The 16,230-nt window shown below is 62.3% G+C and carries 14 protein-coding genes and 2 pseudogenes; 3 read left to right on the top strand and 13 right to left on the bottom strand.

Annotated elements, in window-relative coordinates; translation table 11 throughout:
- Window positions 1-130 precede the first annotated feature (130 nt).
- Window positions 131-742: pseudogene (locus JVH1_RS39320) on the bottom strand (RNB domain-containing ribonuclease); the annotation flags it as partial.
- Window positions 743-1,714: 972 nt separating this feature from the next.
- On the opposite strand from JVH1_RS39320, the gene JVH1_RS39315 reads away from it, so the two are divergent.
- Window positions 1,715-1,915, top strand: a complete 201-nt coding sequence (locus JVH1_RS39315; RefSeq protein ID WP_371113127.1) for a DDE-type integrase/transposase/recombinase — start codon at window positions 1,715-1,717, stop codon at window positions 1,913-1,915.
- A gap of 220 nt (window positions 1,916-2,135) precedes the next feature.
- Window positions 2,136-2,282, top strand: a complete 147-nt coding sequence (locus JVH1_RS39310) for a hypothetical protein (RefSeq protein WP_009478610.1) — start codon at window positions 2,136-2,138, stop codon at window positions 2,280-2,282.
- Window positions 2,283-2,385: 103 nt separating this feature from the next.
- On the opposite strand, the gene JVH1_RS39305 is transcribed toward JVH1_RS39310, so the two are convergent.
- Window positions 2,386-2,622 (bottom strand): hypothetical protein, encoded by a 237-nt coding sequence (locus tag JVH1_RS39305; RefSeq protein ID WP_009478611.1) that lies wholly within the window; start codon window positions 2,620-2,622, stop codon window positions 2,386-2,388.
- Between JVH1_RS39305 and JVH1_RS39300 the strand changes: the two are divergent.
- Window positions 2,530-2,843: pseudogene (locus JVH1_RS39300) on the top strand (transposase); the annotation flags it as partial. The gene JVH1_RS39305 and the pseudogene JVH1_RS39300 overlap by 93 nt on opposite strands.
- Before the next feature lie 108 nt (window positions 2,844-2,951).
- On the opposite strand, the gene JVH1_RS39295 reads toward JVH1_RS39300, so the two are convergent.
- The 11 genes from JVH1_RS39295 to JVH1_RS39245 form a co-directional block, all read right to left on the bottom strand.
- Window positions 2,952-3,746, bottom strand: coding sequence for an SDR family NAD(P)-dependent oxidoreductase (locus tag JVH1_RS39295; RefSeq protein ID WP_009478613.1), 795 nt, complete (start codon window positions 3,744-3,746; stop codon window positions 2,952-2,954).
- Between the two features lie 848 nt (window positions 3,747-4,594).
- The gene (locus JVH1_RS39290) at window positions 4,595-6,448 is read right to left on the bottom strand and encodes an NAD(P)/FAD-dependent oxidoreductase (protein ID WP_009478615.1); all 1,854 of its coding nucleotides are present in this window, start codon (window positions 6,446-6,448) and stop codon (window positions 4,595-4,597) included.
- Window positions 6,449-6,911: 463 nt separating this feature from the next.
- Complete coding sequence (locus tag JVH1_RS39285) at window positions 6,912-8,066, bottom strand: acetyl-CoA C-acyltransferase (RefSeq protein ID WP_009478616.1); 1,155 nt, start codon at window positions 8,064-8,066, stop codon at window positions 6,912-6,914.
- Between the two features lie 77 nt (window positions 8,067-8,143).
- Window positions 8,144-9,943, bottom strand: coding sequence for an acyl-CoA dehydrogenase (locus tag JVH1_RS39280; RefSeq protein WP_009478617.1), 1,800 nt, complete (start codon window positions 9,941-9,943; stop codon window positions 8,144-8,146).
- Window positions 9,944-9,958: 15 nt separating this feature from the next.
- The gene (locus JVH1_RS39275; RefSeq protein ID WP_009478618.1) at window positions 9,959-10,690 is read right to left on the bottom strand and encodes an SDR family oxidoreductase; all 732 of its coding nucleotides are present in this window, start codon (window positions 10,688-10,690) and stop codon (window positions 9,959-9,961) included.
- A gap of 55 nt (window positions 10,691-10,745) precedes the next feature.
- Window positions 10,746-11,666, bottom strand: coding sequence for a CoA ester lyase (locus tag JVH1_RS39270; RefSeq protein WP_009478619.1), 921 nt, complete (start codon window positions 11,664-11,666; stop codon window positions 10,746-10,748).
- Between the two features lie 45 nt (window positions 11,667-11,711).
- Complete coding sequence (locus tag JVH1_RS39265) at window positions 11,712-12,215, bottom strand: MaoC family dehydratase (protein ID WP_009478620.1); 504 nt, start codon at window positions 12,213-12,215, stop codon at window positions 11,712-11,714.
- Between the two features lie 64 nt (window positions 12,216-12,279).
- On the bottom strand, window positions 12,280-12,780 hold the full coding sequence (locus tag JVH1_RS39260) for a MaoC family dehydratase (protein ID WP_009478621.1): 501 nt from the start codon (window positions 12,778-12,780) through the stop codon (window positions 12,280-12,282).
- A 59-nt stretch (window positions 12,781-12,839) separates the two neighbouring features.
- Complete coding sequence (locus JVH1_RS39255; RefSeq protein WP_009478622.1) at window positions 12,840-14,183, bottom strand: MFS transporter; 1,344 nt, start codon at window positions 14,181-14,183, stop codon at window positions 12,840-12,842.
- An 865-nt stretch (window positions 14,184-15,048) separates the two neighbouring features.
- Window positions 15,049-15,501: a MaoC family dehydratase gene (locus tag JVH1_RS39250; protein WP_009478625.1), complete on the bottom strand. Its 453-nt coding sequence runs from the start codon at window positions 15,499-15,501 to the stop codon at window positions 15,049-15,051.
- Between the two features lie 221 nt (window positions 15,502-15,722).
- On the bottom strand, window positions 15,723-16,148 hold the full coding sequence (locus JVH1_RS39245) for a response regulator (RefSeq protein WP_083849852.1): 426 nt from the start codon (window positions 16,146-16,148) through the stop codon (window positions 15,723-15,725).
- Window positions 16,149-16,230 lie beyond the last annotated feature (82 nt).

The raw sequence follows: 16,230 nt of genomic DNA, 5'->3' as shown, positions 1-16,230 counted from the left end.
GGATGCCGACTTAGCCAAACGCCGCTGGTCGAAGCTTTGCGAACCAACCGTGCTGGCGGGCCACACCCAAGGTGACTGCTGCGATCAGTACCAGCCCGTTGACTGTTCCGCGCCAGAACGTTGAGACGTCGATCATCAGCTCTTGCACGATGACGTAGGCGACGGTCCGAAGTTCGGCGGAGATCGCCACGATCGCCCCGTCCTCGCTGCTCGCCCAGCCGCGGGTGAGGTCGTAGAACGCCAGCGCCCCGCCGTCGCGGCGGGCGCCGAGCAGAACTTGCGCGGCGGCATCCGCCGCGGCCAACCAGGCATGGAGCGGATGCTGCGGGTCGGTCAGGATGCCGGGCACCTGGGCGTGGTCGATGGCCGCGCATCTTCCGGATCGGATGTGCCCGCGGGCGACGGTGACGTCGACCAACCGACCGTCGGTGGTGAGGGTGCCGGTGACCCGCAGACTGGTCCGCGCGGCGTCGGTGGTCAAGGTGGCAGCCTGTTCGGCCGTCTCGCCGAGCATCGGGATGGTGCGGCCCGGCAGGTACCGCGTCTCGGCTCGCAGGAACGCCTGCTCGTCGGCGACCGACCCCAGGCCGACGACGTCGGCGACACCGGCGATGTGAACCTCGACCGCCCACCCGCGGCCGCCGGCGAGCGGGGTGACGGCGAAGGCGTCGTCTCGGTCCCGCGCAGATGCGGAGTCGATCATCAGCAGCGTCGCCATGTCGGTCGTGGTCGGTGATGCCATGGCGGGTACCCCCCTTGGTTCATTACAGGTCTTCGACGATAACCGGCTGCTGTCCCTGCGGGTCGCCGGCACACGCCGGGCCAACCCCCCAGGCGTGGGTGGCATCCTCGTGTGAGGTCCCATGGAATGGTGTGCGGTCAGCACTGCGGGGTGTCACAACGCGGCCGACGAAGTTGACGGTCCTCTCGCGGGGCGGATGCGGGTCACGGTGAGGACGCCGAGCCCCTTCATCTGGCCGGACGCGATGGTGCTCCGCAATTCAGGTGCCCCGGTCTCGTGGGATGTCCTGCTCGACGTTGACGTCCCCGAGCCCCTGGACGTGGTCGTCCGAGGTTGCGTCTGCACACGGTCACACCACCAGCCCGCGCGGGCCTGTGATCTCGTGGAGTGGTCCACGCTCTGCGTCGGCCCGCAGCCGGGGCCGAAGGGGATGCGGGCCCCATCAGGGGGCGTTCCAGGGCGGTGACACTGCCCGGGTGGCGTCGAGGACGACTGCGGTGTACAACGTCAGCAACAGAAAATGTGCAGCGGATCACATAACTGTGATGGTGGTGCACACACGGGTGGGTGCCGTCCGCGGACACGACGAAGGGTAGGGCCCATGACCACAGCCTCGATGACTCCGGCGTCTTCGATCACCACACGCCCGATGCGGCGCCCTGGTGCCATGAGTACCGCGGAGATCAAGTCGAGGATCGAGGCCATGTTCGCCGACGACCGTAGCCCCGCCCGCCCGGCGGCCACTGCTGACCGCCGACGGGGGATCGCCTCGTAAATGTGCTGCTCCTGCTGATGGTGCTGGCAGTGGCGTTCGCTGCCGTCCTGGCGATGCCGACCGGGGACCAGGCCCGCTCGCGCCACTGACCGGCCGGTCAGTGTGCGCTCCAGCCGATCCGCGCCGCACCCGCACGGAGTCGTATTCGCAGTCCCGCTCGCCATTTCGCGACACTGCCCCCTCAACTCGACCTCGGCGTGACGGGCTGGGGCAGCGGTAGTGCCTGCCGAACGGGCATCGTCAACTTGGCTATGCGGGTGACCGCGGGGAGGATCGGCGACCGTGACCTCGGTGAAATGTTCATCTCGATCAACGGCGAGCGGGTGTATTTGTGGCGCGCGGTCGACCAGGACGGCGTGGTGCTCAATATCCTTGTTCGGTCGCGTCGAAACACCTAGGCGGCGAATAACTTCCTCCGTAAGCTGCTCGAGGGGCTGCGGTACGTGCCGCGGGTGCTGGTGACCGATAAGCTTTGGCCAACTACGAGGTGGCGCACCGCGAGATCCTGGCGTCGGTCGAGCATTGCCGGTCGAAGTATCTGAACAGTCGGGTCGAGAACTCACATCAGCCGACGCGGCAACAGGAGCACCGGATGGAGCGTTCGCCTTACACGGATAGGTGCAACGGTTCCTGTCCGCGTTCTCCGGCATCACGGGACACTTCCAGCTGCGGCGGCACATGTTGTCGGCATCCGACTGGCGTCGCGAGATGACCGACCGCTTCGCCGTGTGGAGCGAAATCACCGCGGCCGCTACCGCTACCTGAACAACGACACCAGCCAACAATTTCCGGGCGGCGACGAGCCCAACCTGACTGCGCTGCTGCGACTATCACTGAAGTTGACGATGCCGGAATATGACACCTCTGTTTACGGGAGGAAGTTCAAGAATTCTTGGCTCCCCCCGGCACCGTCGGTACGAATCAACACTTCGTTGCCGGGTCTGGATCCGGTGGTGAACGGGAGCGGCGCCAGCGCTTTGCCGTTGATCTCGACATGATCGGACGCGGTATTCTGCGATTGATCTTTCAACTCCCAGCCGAGGAGGCCGCTATCGAACTCGACCGATTGATCGGCTGGGCCCGGCGGTCCCGGCGTTCGTCGCATTGCAGGCGAATATCCTCGCCGCCGAAACCCACGATCCTCGCCGCCATCGAACACGGGTTCTCGAGCGGCCAATTGAATCGGTCAATACCAAGATCCGCCTCATCGCCCGACGTAGTTTCGGGTCCCACACCCCCGATTCCGTCATCGCCCTCGTGATGCTCAGCATCGGAGGAGCTCGACCACAATTACCCGGCAGAACACACCCACGAATGAGTCAGTAGAGCCGTATTTTTCTGTGTGTTGACGGACCGTTCCGTCGCCAGCTCTGCCATGCTCGACAGGCGAGAGCGAGACAAGGTTCGATGAAATCCCTGCATATGAGGTCATACTCAGGCCAAGCGGGTCATACCGTCAACGGCAAGGATGTGCCCCGTGACGTAGGAAGAGTTCGGCGAAGCCAAGAAGGCGATTGTTCGCGCGACGTCTTCGGGCTCGCCCAGCCTCCCGAGGGCGCTGTGTGAAGCTTTGTCCGCGAAGCCCGTCGTGACCGAGTTCGCCCGCACTCGGTCCGTCATAATGTAGCCGGGCGATACTGCGTTGACCCGGATGCTGTACTGGCCCAGGTCTTCGGCGAGATATCGGGTGTAATGCGCGAGTGCCGCCTTGGCCAAGGCATACCCCGCGTACGAACCGCCTGGCAAGACGCCTTCGGCAGACAGTGACGTAATGTTGACGATCGACGGGCTCGCTGATGCTCTGAGGGTAGACACCGACGCCTGACACAGATAGATCGCGGACATGAGGTTCACGTCCAAAGCCTTGCGAATGTCGGCGGGGCTGGTAACGCTGGCACGACTGCCTTCATAGGATGTAATAGCGCCGCCTGCGACATTTACAAGTATGTCGAAGCCACCCCACTCTTCAAGCACCGCGGATATCACAGTCGTCGCGCTTGATTCTTCCGTGAGGTCCACTTCGAGGCCCATAGTCCTGGACCCAAGGCCCGCGACCGCCTCCGTCGTCGAATCACTCTTCTCGACAGAAGTTCCGTTCCCCGAGCGAAGATCGATATCGACGACTGCGACGTCTGCCCCCTGCTCAGCGAGAGCGATCGCGGTGGCACGGCCGATGCCTCGGCCTGCACCTGTTACGACGGCTCGAAGGCCTGCTAAAGCCGCGTTCATATCGTCTCCTGGAATTTAGGTCTCAAACCGGCAAGCAGAAGCGCCTGACCGGGGATGTGCTGCGGCTCGTCCACCAACAGGCGAGCAATCTTCGCGCGAAGCGATCGCACGAACGTGGTTCTCGGTCTTCGTCGCATGGATCACCCACCCGACGACCGGGGTCGAGTCGTCTACCCTTGTGCGCCAAACTCCGTCGATGCCGACAATGCAATCGCTCTGATAGGCAAGTCGCAAGAGACATTTGTCGCACTCGCACCGAGGTAAACCTCGGTTGTGTACGACCTCGGTCTTCGTCGGTGGCCATCAATGTCCTCCGACCCAAGCGTCAGCCGGGAGGCGCCTGCCTATACCGTGTTTCCAGGTGCCCGCCCGCTGTCGCACAGGGCTTATGACGTCATTCGGGGGAGTCGCCGAGCAGGAACCCCCCAACGGGTCGCTCCCGCTCCGATCGACGAGGCGGTCACTGCGGTCTTGCCCTCCTGAGCCGCGACGATTGGGGCTTGTTCGGGGTCTGGCTTGGTGTCAATGTACTTCCGTTTACGGTGGTAGCAGGGTATCGCCTTGGCCGCACTGCTCGGGCTCGCGTCCTGGTGGCATACGGTCTTTCGCTCCGACAGCATATTTCGGCAGAGCCGATCGTGGGCCTTGCACATCTCAGCGATCAGAACCGTCATCTGTATCCATATGAGTGAACCGCATCTGGGACCAATGCTCTTCTCGCCACGGCGAACATGTTCAGCGCATAAGTATTGACGATTGAAGTTGGTGCATTCGGAGAATACGTATGGCCGGGCGAACTCCGGTGAGGGACGGTGTTCGCCCGGCCGCGGTCGAATTGCTCTCGAACTTCACTCTTGCTTGAGCGCGTACCCCTGTAGTTGCCCGTCAGCCGCCCAGTTGTGCAGGACGTCGTAGTAGGCCAGTGGTCCGTCTCCGTAGCGCCCACCGATGAACAGGTCGGCGCTACTCTCGGCCTTGCCTTCGGCGTTGTAGTAACCAGGTGTGCATTGCGCGAAGAACCGGAACATCGCGTGATTCTTGGGCGATTCGGCGATGATCCTTACCCACTGTTCGACGTGTTCGGGTTCTGCCTCGACAGCGCGTGCATTCTTGGCATCGGTCTGCGCGATTATGTGTGCGACGTACTGGGACTGCTCGTCCAGCAGGTGCACGGCATTGACCGCCGACGCAGTCTGGGTGTTTCCGCCGATAAAGAACATGTTCGGGAACTTGTCGGTCGACATGCCGTGCAGTGTCCGGACGCCGTTCGACCAGTGCTGCGAGAGTGTTTTCTCCCGCCCGACGATGTCGAAACCAGTCAACTCGGTGTACGAGATCGCCGATTCGAATCCCGTCGCCATGATCAGGCAGTCGAGCCGATGCTCGACACCGTCCACCACGACACCGTTGGGTGTGAATCGCTCCACACCCTGACCGTGAGTATCGATCAACGTGACGTTCGTCCGATTGAACGCAGCGAGATAGTCGTCATGCCACCCGGGCCGCTTGCACCACCAGCGATACCACGGCTTGAGAGCCTCGGCGGTGGTCGGATCTTCGACCACGTCGTCGACCCGGCCTCGGATCTGGTTCATCAGCCTGTAGTCGTTGATCTCAGAGAGCTCGGCGAGCTCTTCCTCCGTCGGGCGCCGTCCCAATCGTGTGATCACCGAGTCTTCCGGCTCAGCGAGAACCTCGAACGCTGCAGTCCATCCATCGCCGACCATGTCGACGTCAGGCCGCACGTAACCAACTTGCGTGCCGAATTGAACATGGGCTTGGAAGTTTTCGCGGCGTTCGCGCTGCCAGCCGGGTTTGGACATATCGACCCAGTCGGGTCCGGTTTCGCATTGTCCGCGGACCCCGACCGTCGAGGGCGTCCGCTGGAACACCAGGAGCTCGCCGGCATCTTTGGCGACTTCGGGCACGATTTGCAGAGCCGTCGCGCCTGTTCCGACGACTCCGACTCGCTTGTCCTTCAGCCCGGTGAGCCCGCCCTCGCTGCTACCGCCGGTGTAGCTGTAGTCCCATCGGCTCGAATGGAAGATGTGGCCTTCGAACTGATCGATTCCGGGCAAGTTGGGGAGTTTCGGCAGACTTTGACGGCCGCAGGCGAGAATGAAGTAGTCGGCGGTCAGCTTGTCGTTTCGGTCTGTCTCAATGTGCCAACGGTTCTGGTCCTCGGACCACTGCGCGCCCGTGATCGCGGTGTGGAAGCAGGCTTTGTCGTAGAGTCCGTATTCTTTACCGATTCGCTGGCTGATTTCGAGCATTTCTGCTGCATAGGCGTAGCGATGCTTGGGGGCGTAGTTCAGCTCTTCGAGCAGGGGAAGATAGATGTGTGCTTCGATGTCGCACATGGCTCCGGGGTACCTGTTCCAGTACCACGTTCCACCGAAGTCACCGCCCGTCTCGATCACCCGGATATCGGTCACCCCGGCATCGCGCAGGCGAGCGCCCAGCAACAGTCCGCCGAAGCCGCCGCCCGCGATGATCACGGATGTGTGCTCGGTCAAAGCCTCTCGGGGAACATCGGCGTCGCTCCATGGGTCACGGCTGTACTGCTCGAATCGCCCGCCGGACGTTCCGACGTACTGCTTCTTGCCGTCCGGGCGGATGCGGCGATCACGTTCGTAGTCGTACCGTTCCTTCAAAGCTGTTGGATCGAAATCCAGATCACCAATGAGTTTGTCGTTCGACACTGGTTCCTCACCCTCGTCTGGCGGCGTCTGTTCGAGTGACGCCTGCAGGTCTGCTGATGTGCAGTCCTAGCGGTGTTGAAGCGAATCCCGGGGCATACTGCTGGGCAGTAGTAGCCTCTTCGGGTTGCTGGCATTGCTACCTTCGCGATGTATTCAGTTAATCAGTGATCGCCATCACCTTGAAGCGACATCGGTCGCGACGGACCGAGACAATTGTTGCGAAAAACGGGGTGGTGCTTCCCGAAAGCGGTGTGGTGCCCACGCAGACTCACACCCTCAGACGGGACGACACATAATTGACTCCAGCCTGCGTTGGACAGACGAAAGCCGCCACGGTCGAAGTCGACCGTGGCGGCACGCCACGACGCTGGCAAGGTTTCGTAGTGGCAACCGAGAACCCGCTTCACGAGCGCAGGCCGGCGGCCTGGCACGCACCGTGGGTCGTGACCCCGGCAGAAGCGTGTTAGAGGAGGCGGAGGAGGGTGGCGTTGGCCTGTCCGCCGCCCTCGCACATGGTTTGTAGGCCGAACTCGATGTCATTCTCGCGCATGTGGTGAACCATCGTCGTCATCAGCCTGGCGCCGCTCCCACCGAGGGGATGCCCGAGTGCGATTGCGCCACCGTTGGGATTCAACCGTTCTTCGTTGGCCCCGACTTCCTTCAGCCACGCCAAGGCAACCGAGGCGAAAGCTTCATTGACCTCGTACGTTCCGATATCGTCGATCGTGAGGCCGCGTCGAGCGAGCAGTTTCTCGGTTGCGGGCATGGGCCCGGTGAGCATCGGCATCGGCGGCGATCCGATGACGACGGCTGTATCGATGGCTGCGATCGGCGTGAAACCGAGCTCGGCGGCGGTGTCGGATCCCATGATCAGCAGTGCGGCGGAGCCATCGCTGATCTGCGAGGAATTGGCTGCGGTGATCTTTCCGTCCGGGGTGAAGGCAGGCTTGAGCTTGGCGAGCGATTCGAGGGTGCCTCCCCGCCGAACCCCCTCGTCGACCGCTATTTTCTCTCCATCGACCGGGATGGATGCGATCTGGGATTCGAATCGTCCCGCGTCGATTGCCGCGGCCGCCTTGGCGTGGGAGCCCAGAGCGAACTCGTCGAGCTGTGTTCGCGACAGTCCCCAGTCGTCGGCGATCTGTTCCGCACCGATTCCTTGATTGGGGAACTCGGATCCAAACCGCTGGGAGTAGAGCTCACCGAGCGGGGAATTGCCCGCCGCGGTCGACGACCCGATGGGGATGCGGGACATGGATTCGACGCCACCTGCGACGACGATGTCGTAGTGCCCGGCAACTACGCTCGCTGCGGCGAAGCTGACGGCCTGTTGCGATGACCCGCACTGCCGATCGATGGTGGTGCCGGGAACGTGAATGGGCCATCCTGCGGACAGTGCCGCGGTCCGCGCGATGTCGAAGCTTTGTTCACCGACCTGACTGACGCATCCCCAGATGACATCCTCGACCAACGCGGGATCGAGGCCGGTTCGTTCGATGAGAGCGCGCAACACGTACGCCGACAGATCGGCAGGATGAACGGAAGACAGCCCCCCGTTTCTTCTACCAACTGGCGAGCGGACGGCATCGACGATGACTGCTTCACGAGACATGAACATGCTTTCTGATCGAGCGGAACCTGGTATGCGGGTATTGCGGTGGCGCCGGCCTCATCGGTGCGCGGCGACCGGCCATCTCAGAACCAGTCGGCGGACATGTCGAGTGTGGTCCGATCGAGACTGGCGAGAAGATCGAACTGTGCTCTCGTGGCCGGGAGCTCGTAGCGGAAAAAGTAGCGCGCTGCCTGACGCTTTCCGTCGTAGAAGTCTCCCTGCGAATCTCCGACTGCAAGGAACTGTTCGAGCCAGATCCAGGCTACGACGACGTGGCCGACCGCTTCGAGGTAGATCGACGAGTTGGCCAGCGACTGCGCCTTGTCGGGTTCGTCGCGAAGAGCCGTCGTCACCGCTCGGGTGCGGTCGAGTGCAGCGTCGAGATCAGTTGCCAATTCGGCTGCTTCGCCGCCCGCGTGCTGAGCACGCTCAATGGTGGAACCGATGGTGGCCACGAGCAGGTCCAGACCCGCACCGTTTTGCATGACCATCTTTCGGCCGAGCAGGTCGAGACCCTGGATGCCGTGAGTGCCCTCGTGAATCTGGTTGAGCCGATTGTCGCGGTAGAACTGTTCGACGTCGTAGTCCCGGGTGTAGCCGTAACCGCCGTGCACTTGAATGGCGAGGTCGTTGGCGCGGAGGCACCACTGGGATGGCCAACTCTTCGCGATCGGAGTCAACACATCGAGCAACAGGGTCTTTTCGCTCTTCAGCTGCGTGTCGTCGAGGGTGTCCTGCTCATCGACGAGGTTGGAGCAGAAGAGGCCCAGGGCGAGAGCGCCTTCGACGTACGCCTTCTGTGCGAGCAGCATTCTCTTGACGTCGGCGTGTTCAACGATAGGGACCGGCTTGGATGCTGGGTCGCGGTCGGTCTGGCTTCGTCCTTGGGTGCGCGTGAGGGCGTAGCTGACCGATTGACGGTAGCCGGCGTAGCCGAGAGCTGTGGCGAGGAATCCGACCCCGATTCTCGCCTCGTTCATCATGTGGAACATGTAGTTCAACCCACGGTTCGGTGACCCGACGAGGTATCCGATCGCCCCACTGGTCCCCTTCGGGGTGTGGCTGCCGTCCCCGAAGTTCAGCAGGGTGTTCGTGGTGCCACGGTTCCCCATCTTGTGGTTCAGCCCGACGAGCGCGACATCGTTGCGTTCTCCGGGGTTGCCGTCGGCGTCGAGTACGTATTTGGGAACGATGAACAGTGAGATGCCCTTGACGCCGGGTGCGCTGCCGGGAATTTTCGCAAGCACGAGATGGACGATGTTCTCGCTCAGCTCGTGGTCGCCTCCCGAGATCCACATCTTGGTGCCGGTCAGCCGGTAGCTGCCGTCCGGCTGTTCGACCGCTTTGGTCGTGATGTCGGCCAGGGAGGATCCGGCCTGAGGCTCGGACAGACACATCGTTCCGAAGAATCGGCCTTCGAGCATCGGCCGGACGTAGGCGTCGATCTGCTCCTCGGTTGCGTGGGCGACGAGCAGATTCGCGTTCGCCACCGTGAGGAAGGGATAGCCGGTGGTGGATGCGTTGGATGCCTGAAACCACGCCACCGATGCCCGCATCACCGACATCGGCAGTTGCATCCCGCCGAGTGACTCGTCGAACGATCCGGCGAAGAGCCCCGCCTGGGCAAAGACCTCCAGGGCCTTCTTGGCCTCGGGTGTAGTGATGACTTTTCCGTCGTCACCTATCGTCGGTTCCTGAGCGTCCGCGAGCTTGTTGTGGGGCGCGAAGAACTTCGCGGCCATGTCCGCGCTGAGGTCGAGAACAGCGTCGAAGGTGTCCCGGGAGTGTTCCGCGAACCGCGGGCGTTCGGTGAGTGACTCGACATCGAGCCATTCGTAGAGCAAAAATTCGATGTCGCGGCGCGAGAGCGGTGGCGTGGTCATGACATTCCTTCTGTTCTAGATCGACGCGCCGCCGTCGACCGGCAACACGACACCGGTGATGTACCCGGCCTCTTCGGAAGCCAAGAACGCGACGGCTGTGGCCATTTCTGAGGGGTCCGCGAACCGGGCGATCGGGCCGGTGACTTCCGGGATCTTCTCTTCCGGAATGGAGGCCGTCATTCGTGTGGCGGCGTTGGGGGAAATCGCATTGACGGTGACACCGAACAGTGCGAGTTCCTTGGCGGTGGTCTTGGTGAAACCGATGATGCCGGCCTTGGCGGCCGCGTAGTTCGCCTGACCTCGGTTACCGCGAAGACCGGTGTAGGAGGTCACGTTGACGATGCGTCCGTAGTTCTGGGTCCGGAAATGAGGCACAACGGCGCGGGTGAAGCGGAAGGTGCCGCCGGCGTGGACATCAAGCACCTGCGACCAGTCGTCGTCGGTGAGCTTCCACACGACACGATCGCGCAGGATCCCCGCGTTGTTGACCACGACGTCGATACGGCCGGTGCGCTCGACCGTATCGCTCACCACTCTCTCGACATCCTCGGTGTTGCTGACGTCGGCCTGAGCAGCAGCAGCACCGATATCGTCGGCCGCACGTGCCAGCTCGTCACCGTCGAAATCCACCATGACTACTTCGGCGCCGGAAGTCTTGAAATGCCGGGCCAGCTCGAGGCCGATCCCTCTGGCGGCGCCGGTGACGAGAACTGTTCGTCCGGTGAAGTCGAAGTTGATGTTGCCCATTGATAGTCCTGTTCGTAAGTAGGTCGCGCCGGGTAGCGGTCGAGTCCGGTGTCGGTCAGTGCTGCTCGACGACGGAGGCGCGTTGCAACACGGTCTCGAAGATCCGGGCCGTGGCTGCGTCGACCATGACACCGTCGATGGCGACGGCGCCGTCACCGGCGGCTTCGGCCTCGCGCATCGCGGTGACGACCTTGCGTGCCTGTGCTACCTCTTCCTCGGAGGGCGAGTAGACGTCGTTGGCCAGCGTCACCTGGTTCGGATGGATCGCCCACTTGCCGACCGCGCCGAGTTCTGCGGCCCAATTCGCCTGTTGGAGGTAGGCGTCGTTGTTCTTGAAGTCACCGAACGGACCATCGATTGCATCGAGGCCGTTGCTGCGGGCAGCGACGATCAACTTCGTTCGAGCCGAGTGCCAGATGTCACCCGGGTAGCCGGAACTGGTGCCGATGTGTGCAGATCTCATTCCATGACTGGCCGCGAGGTCACCGACGCCCAGGATCAGCGCCTCCAACCGCGGGCTGCTCGCGGCGATCGCGTCGACGGCCGCCAGAGCTTCCACTTCTTCGATCAGTACCTCCAAGCCGATACCGCCGATCTTCAGGCCGTGCTTGTGTTCGAGCTGCGTCAGCAGAGTGTCGATGAACCAGACATCGCGCGCGGATTTGACCTTGGGAATGATCAACACGTCCAAGTTGGCACCTGCGCCGGCAACCACTTCGGTGATGTCGTCGAGGCACCAGGTCGTCTGGACGCCGTTGATGCGCACCGCGCGGGTCTTCCGCCCCCAATCGAGTTCGCGCAAGGCCGTGACGGCCTGCTTGCGTGCCACGTCCTTGGCGTTGGGCGCGACCGCATCCTCGAGATCGAGAAAAACGAGATCGGCGTCGCCGGCAGCGGCTTTGGCCATCATCTTTTCGCTGGTAGCGGGGGTGGACAGCTCGGATCGGCGTGGCCGCACCGGCCTCGGGTTCGTCATCGGTACTCCTTCGAGATGAATGTGTGAGAAGAATGCTGGTCAGCGTCAGGGGCGCCAGTGGCTGCGTCGCTTGATCAACACACGACGCGTGCACTCGAACACGACACGCATGTCGGATGTGGCTCCCCAGTGTTGGAACTGCACGACACCGGCGTCGTCGCGGTCCGCCGGTTCGACGGACAGCACCTGGGTGTACGCATAGATCGTGTCTCCGTGAAAGACACCGGCTTTGAAACGAATACCGTCCAGACCCAGCTCGGCGAGTGCATTCTCGGCAGTGTCCTGACTGGTGAGCCCCAGAGTGAGCGAACCGGTGATGAGCCCGAACACCAACCGACTCTTTCCCCACGGCGAGTCCTTCATCGCCGCTTCGTTCCAGTGCTCCTGCGCGGTGTTCATGACCATCTTGGTGATCAACTGATTCTCGACCTCGTCGATGGTCGCACCGCGTGCATGCTTCCACCGCTGGCCGACCTCGAACGATTCGAACCATCCCGAGTCTTCGGTAACCCATTCCTGGGAAGCGGAGTGTGGTTGTGTCTGAGTCATTTCCGGTGGCTCCCGTCGATCGATTCGTGTGCCGACGCTTCAGCTGCAGTTCGGCCCGTGCAGCTCACAGTGACCCCTTGCCGGCCAACAGGTTCTTGCGCACGAAACGCAGGACCACCTCGTCGTGCTGGTCGAATGCCATGGTTTTCCACGTCACGATGCCGTATCCAGGCCGGCTGGCGGAGGGCCGCGAATCCAGGACGACCGACTCGGTGCGCACGGTGTCACCGGGGTAGATCGGCTGCTCGAACACGCACTCTTCGATGCCCAGAAAGGGACCACCGGATTCGCTGAGATCCTCGACCGACAACCCCACGACCGTGCACAGCACGAGGAACGGGTTCAACGGCGCATCCTTGTGCCCGTGGGCGCGAGCGTACTCGGCGTTGAGGTACATCGGAGACCAATGGGCGAGTGCGGTACTGAACAACACGTTGTCCGCGGTGGTGATCGTGCGGCCCCAGTGGTGAGTGAAAACCTGCCCGGTTTCGAACTTCTCGAAGTAGGCGCCGCGTTGACGAACGGGGAACCCGGCGAGATCGGGGGTGGTTGCGGTGTCGGTCATGGACTTCTCCTGACAGTGGGCGTCCCACCCACCATACAATGTTAGTAGTTGACTACCAACTAACTGGACGGGGTCAATACGTCTGCTCCGGCATTCCGAAGGTCGATGTTGTCGGTCCGGGGCAGGCGGTAGATGCAGAAGCCTGCGATCAGGCAGAAGATGGCGAGCATGGCGAACACCGAGCCGAGTCCCAGTCCGTTCGCGACGAGCAACGACGCTGCCACCGGGCCGAGGCCGCCGCCGATGAGTGAGGAGATCTGGTAGCTCATTCCCACACCCGTGTAGCGCACGGCGGTGGGGAACAACTCCGAGTACAGCGCACCGATCGGTGCGATACACAGCGAGTGGAAGGTGAAGACCAGCGCATACCCAACTATCACTCCCACCGTGGTGGCGCCGGTGAACAGTGGCCACAGGAGCAGGAGATTCAAAGTTGCGAGCGTGACGCCGACGGCCAGCACGCGGCGACGGCCGAACCTGTCCGCGAGAAGGCCGCCGATAGGAATGCCGATGAACGAGAACGCGACTCCGATGACGGACGCATTGAGCAGGAACGATCGCGCCATGCCCAATTCGGTGACTCCGTAGGAGGTGAAGAAGGTTCCCAAGCAGGACTGAATCATGAACGGTCCGGCGAAGACTCCGGCGGCGAGCGCGACGGGCTTCGCGTACTGCGTGAATACGATCGTGATCGGCAATTTGGTTGCACGAGCGTTCTTCTCGGCAGCCTCGACCATCACCGGGCTCTCGGTGATCCGTAGGCGCATGTACATCGCCAAGCCGAACAGCACGACGGTTGCCAAGAATGGCAGTCTCCAACCCCAGGTGAGGAAGTTGTCACCGGTCAGCGAAACGACTATCGAGAATGCCGCGAACCCCAGAAGCACTCCCAATGCCGACCCCATGGCGGTGGCGCTTCCCATGAAGGACCGGCGCTTCGTCGATGAATGCTCGGTCGTCATGACCACTGCCCCGCCCCATTCGCCACCGACGGACAGACCCTGTATGACTCGGAGGGTGACCAGCAATACGGGCGCGAGCGCTCCCACTGCCTCGTATGTCGGCAGGATGCCGATGAGGGTAGTGGCCAGGCCCATGAGAACGACGGTCGTGATGAGGGTGGTCTTGCGGCCGATCTTGTCACCGAAATGGCCGAAGACAATCGCCCCGACAGGGCGGGCGATGTAGCCCGCTGCCAGGGTGAGGAATGACAGGACCACTCCGACGGATGCTTGTGCCGGGCTGAAGAACAGCGGACCGAATACCAACGCTGCCGCGGTGGCGTAGATGCTGAAGTCGTAGAACTCGATGGCCGCGCCGATGAAGCTGGAGAACCAGACGCGCTTCGGTTGCCTTGCTGGTGGCGATGACAGTTTGACCGTGTCGCTCTCGATCTCGGACATGAGGGCCTCTTTCGGTGGGGGACTAGTACGGCGTGGGATAGGTGATATGACGGTCGAGTTGTCGAACGAGCCACGAGAAGATCGGGTCACGCCCGATGGAGTGCACTTTCGAGGACCTCGATCGAGCGCTGAAAACGCGGACAACCATTAAATGTGTTTGGGGGAGATGCCGCCTTCCCGAGGTTTGGCCAACTAGAACCTCGCAGCGCCGCGTGGCCCTCGGTTGCACTTGGTGATACGCAAGGCGAATGCAGCTGCATAACTTTCCGTAGCGGGCGCTTCGATCTGCTCCCGAGAAGGCGTGAGGTCGCGAAAATCATGGCACCTAGTCCGTTTCCGCGACTCTTCCTGCTGGACCTTGCTTCCCGTAGTCTTCGCCAGCTCTGGGGAGCTGTCGGACCGCCCCGTCCGCCAGTTCGACGGCTCGGCGGTGGCGCGGGAATGCGTTCGAGAATTTGCGTATCTCGTCTTGGGTACAGGTCGATTCAGGGATGAGCTGCCACAATCGTTCGATGAACCGGCGCGTTGTCATTCCGAAGTGCACCAGGATCTCCTCCTCGGGAGCACCCCCGAATGGTGCCCACCTGCTGGCGAAGTCGATGAGGCACGTCGCCTCGGAATTGCGATGAGTGGGTCTGCGGTCGGCGTCGATCCGAGCGGAGCGACGCCGTTGACGCCACGGGCGGTACTCACGAGATTTCATGGGAATTCACACATCTAATCGGGGTAGCGGAAGCCTCGAACGATTGGGGACCTTGCCGGCGATGGCACATCGGAGTTCCGATGCACTCGTTCTCGTCAAACTATTTGTGTCATGCCGTCCGGGTGATGTCGGAGCGCTGGGACTGTGCGTTTGTCGGCAAGTTCAGAAGGTGTAGCGGATGATTGATTCGGCGATGCACGCCGGTTTCGGGGACTCATTCGGGTAGATGGCGACTTCCACGATCGCGTCGACTGCGCCTGGACGATCGACCACGTCGAGGATCCGGCCCTCGGCATGCAGCATGGAATTGGACGGAACCGCGACGGGAAAGCGGACGCGATTGAGTCCGTAGTTGATCGAGCTCGTCGCACCCTGTACCTCGATCAGGTCCGTCAGAAACGGCGCGAGCAAGGACAGCGTGAGAAAACCGTGGGCGATCGTGGTGCCAAAGGGCCCGTTCGCTGCCCTGTCTGCGTCGACGTGAATCCACTGATGGTCTTCGGTGACCGCGGCGAACTCGTCGATACGTGCCTGTGATACCTCGATTTTTCTCGAGATTCCCAGGTCGGCGCCCTTCGACTGCCGAAGATGATCAATGGAGGAGAAGGTGGACACCGGCGAAGACTCCGATCTGTTGAGGCTGACCGCCCCTTGTAGGCGTCAGCAGTGTTCCTGGAAAAAGCGGTGATGCGCAGGCGTGAAGCGAGGGTGAAACTCCTTCTTGCTGCGCCCGGCGCCGCGTCGAGCCCTCGTGCCGACACGTAGCGCCGCGGGGCGCCGGTGCCGGCTGCTCTGGTGCGAAAGCCGAATCTGAAATTGTGTGGTGGCGGCGGTGACTACACCGACGGTTCAGCAGCCGACGCGGACACAACCGATGTTGCCCGCACCGCCTGAAGAATCAGGTCCGACGAGTTCGTCTTCCAGACGAAATCGCGTGCACCCGCCGCCCTGGCACACCGTGCGTCGTCCTGCCTCACGCTCAGCGCCACGACATGCTGATCGTGGCCAATCTTCCGGATCAGTTCGCAGCTGCTCGCAGGGTCGGGTAGCTGCATGTCGACCAGGATGAGATCAAACGGTGCCGACTGCGCTTCGGACAGTGCCGTTGCAGCATCGGCGATTTCGATGACCAGTGCATTCGTGTGGGTTGCCTCCATCAGCCGTTTGAGCGCCGAACGTGCTCTCCTGTCCGAGTCGACGACCATGATCGAAGGCCCGGCACCCGGATCGCGTGGGACGGATGCAGCTGGCAGCATGTCCATGAAATCCCCTGTCTCGGTGTGCTCACTCCATACAATCAGCTGTGACGCCAATCACGTAGAGTCCAGCGACGCGGAATGGCCG

This window comes from Rhodococcus sp. JVH1 (assembly GCF_000280725.2).
Taxonomy (GTDB): Bacteria; Actinomycetota; Actinomycetes; order Mycobacteriales; family Mycobacteriaceae; genus Rhodococcus_F; species Rhodococcus_F jostii_A.
The sequence above is the reverse complement of the archived record's forward strand: the minus strand, read 5'-3'. Positions and strand labels throughout refer to the sequence as shown.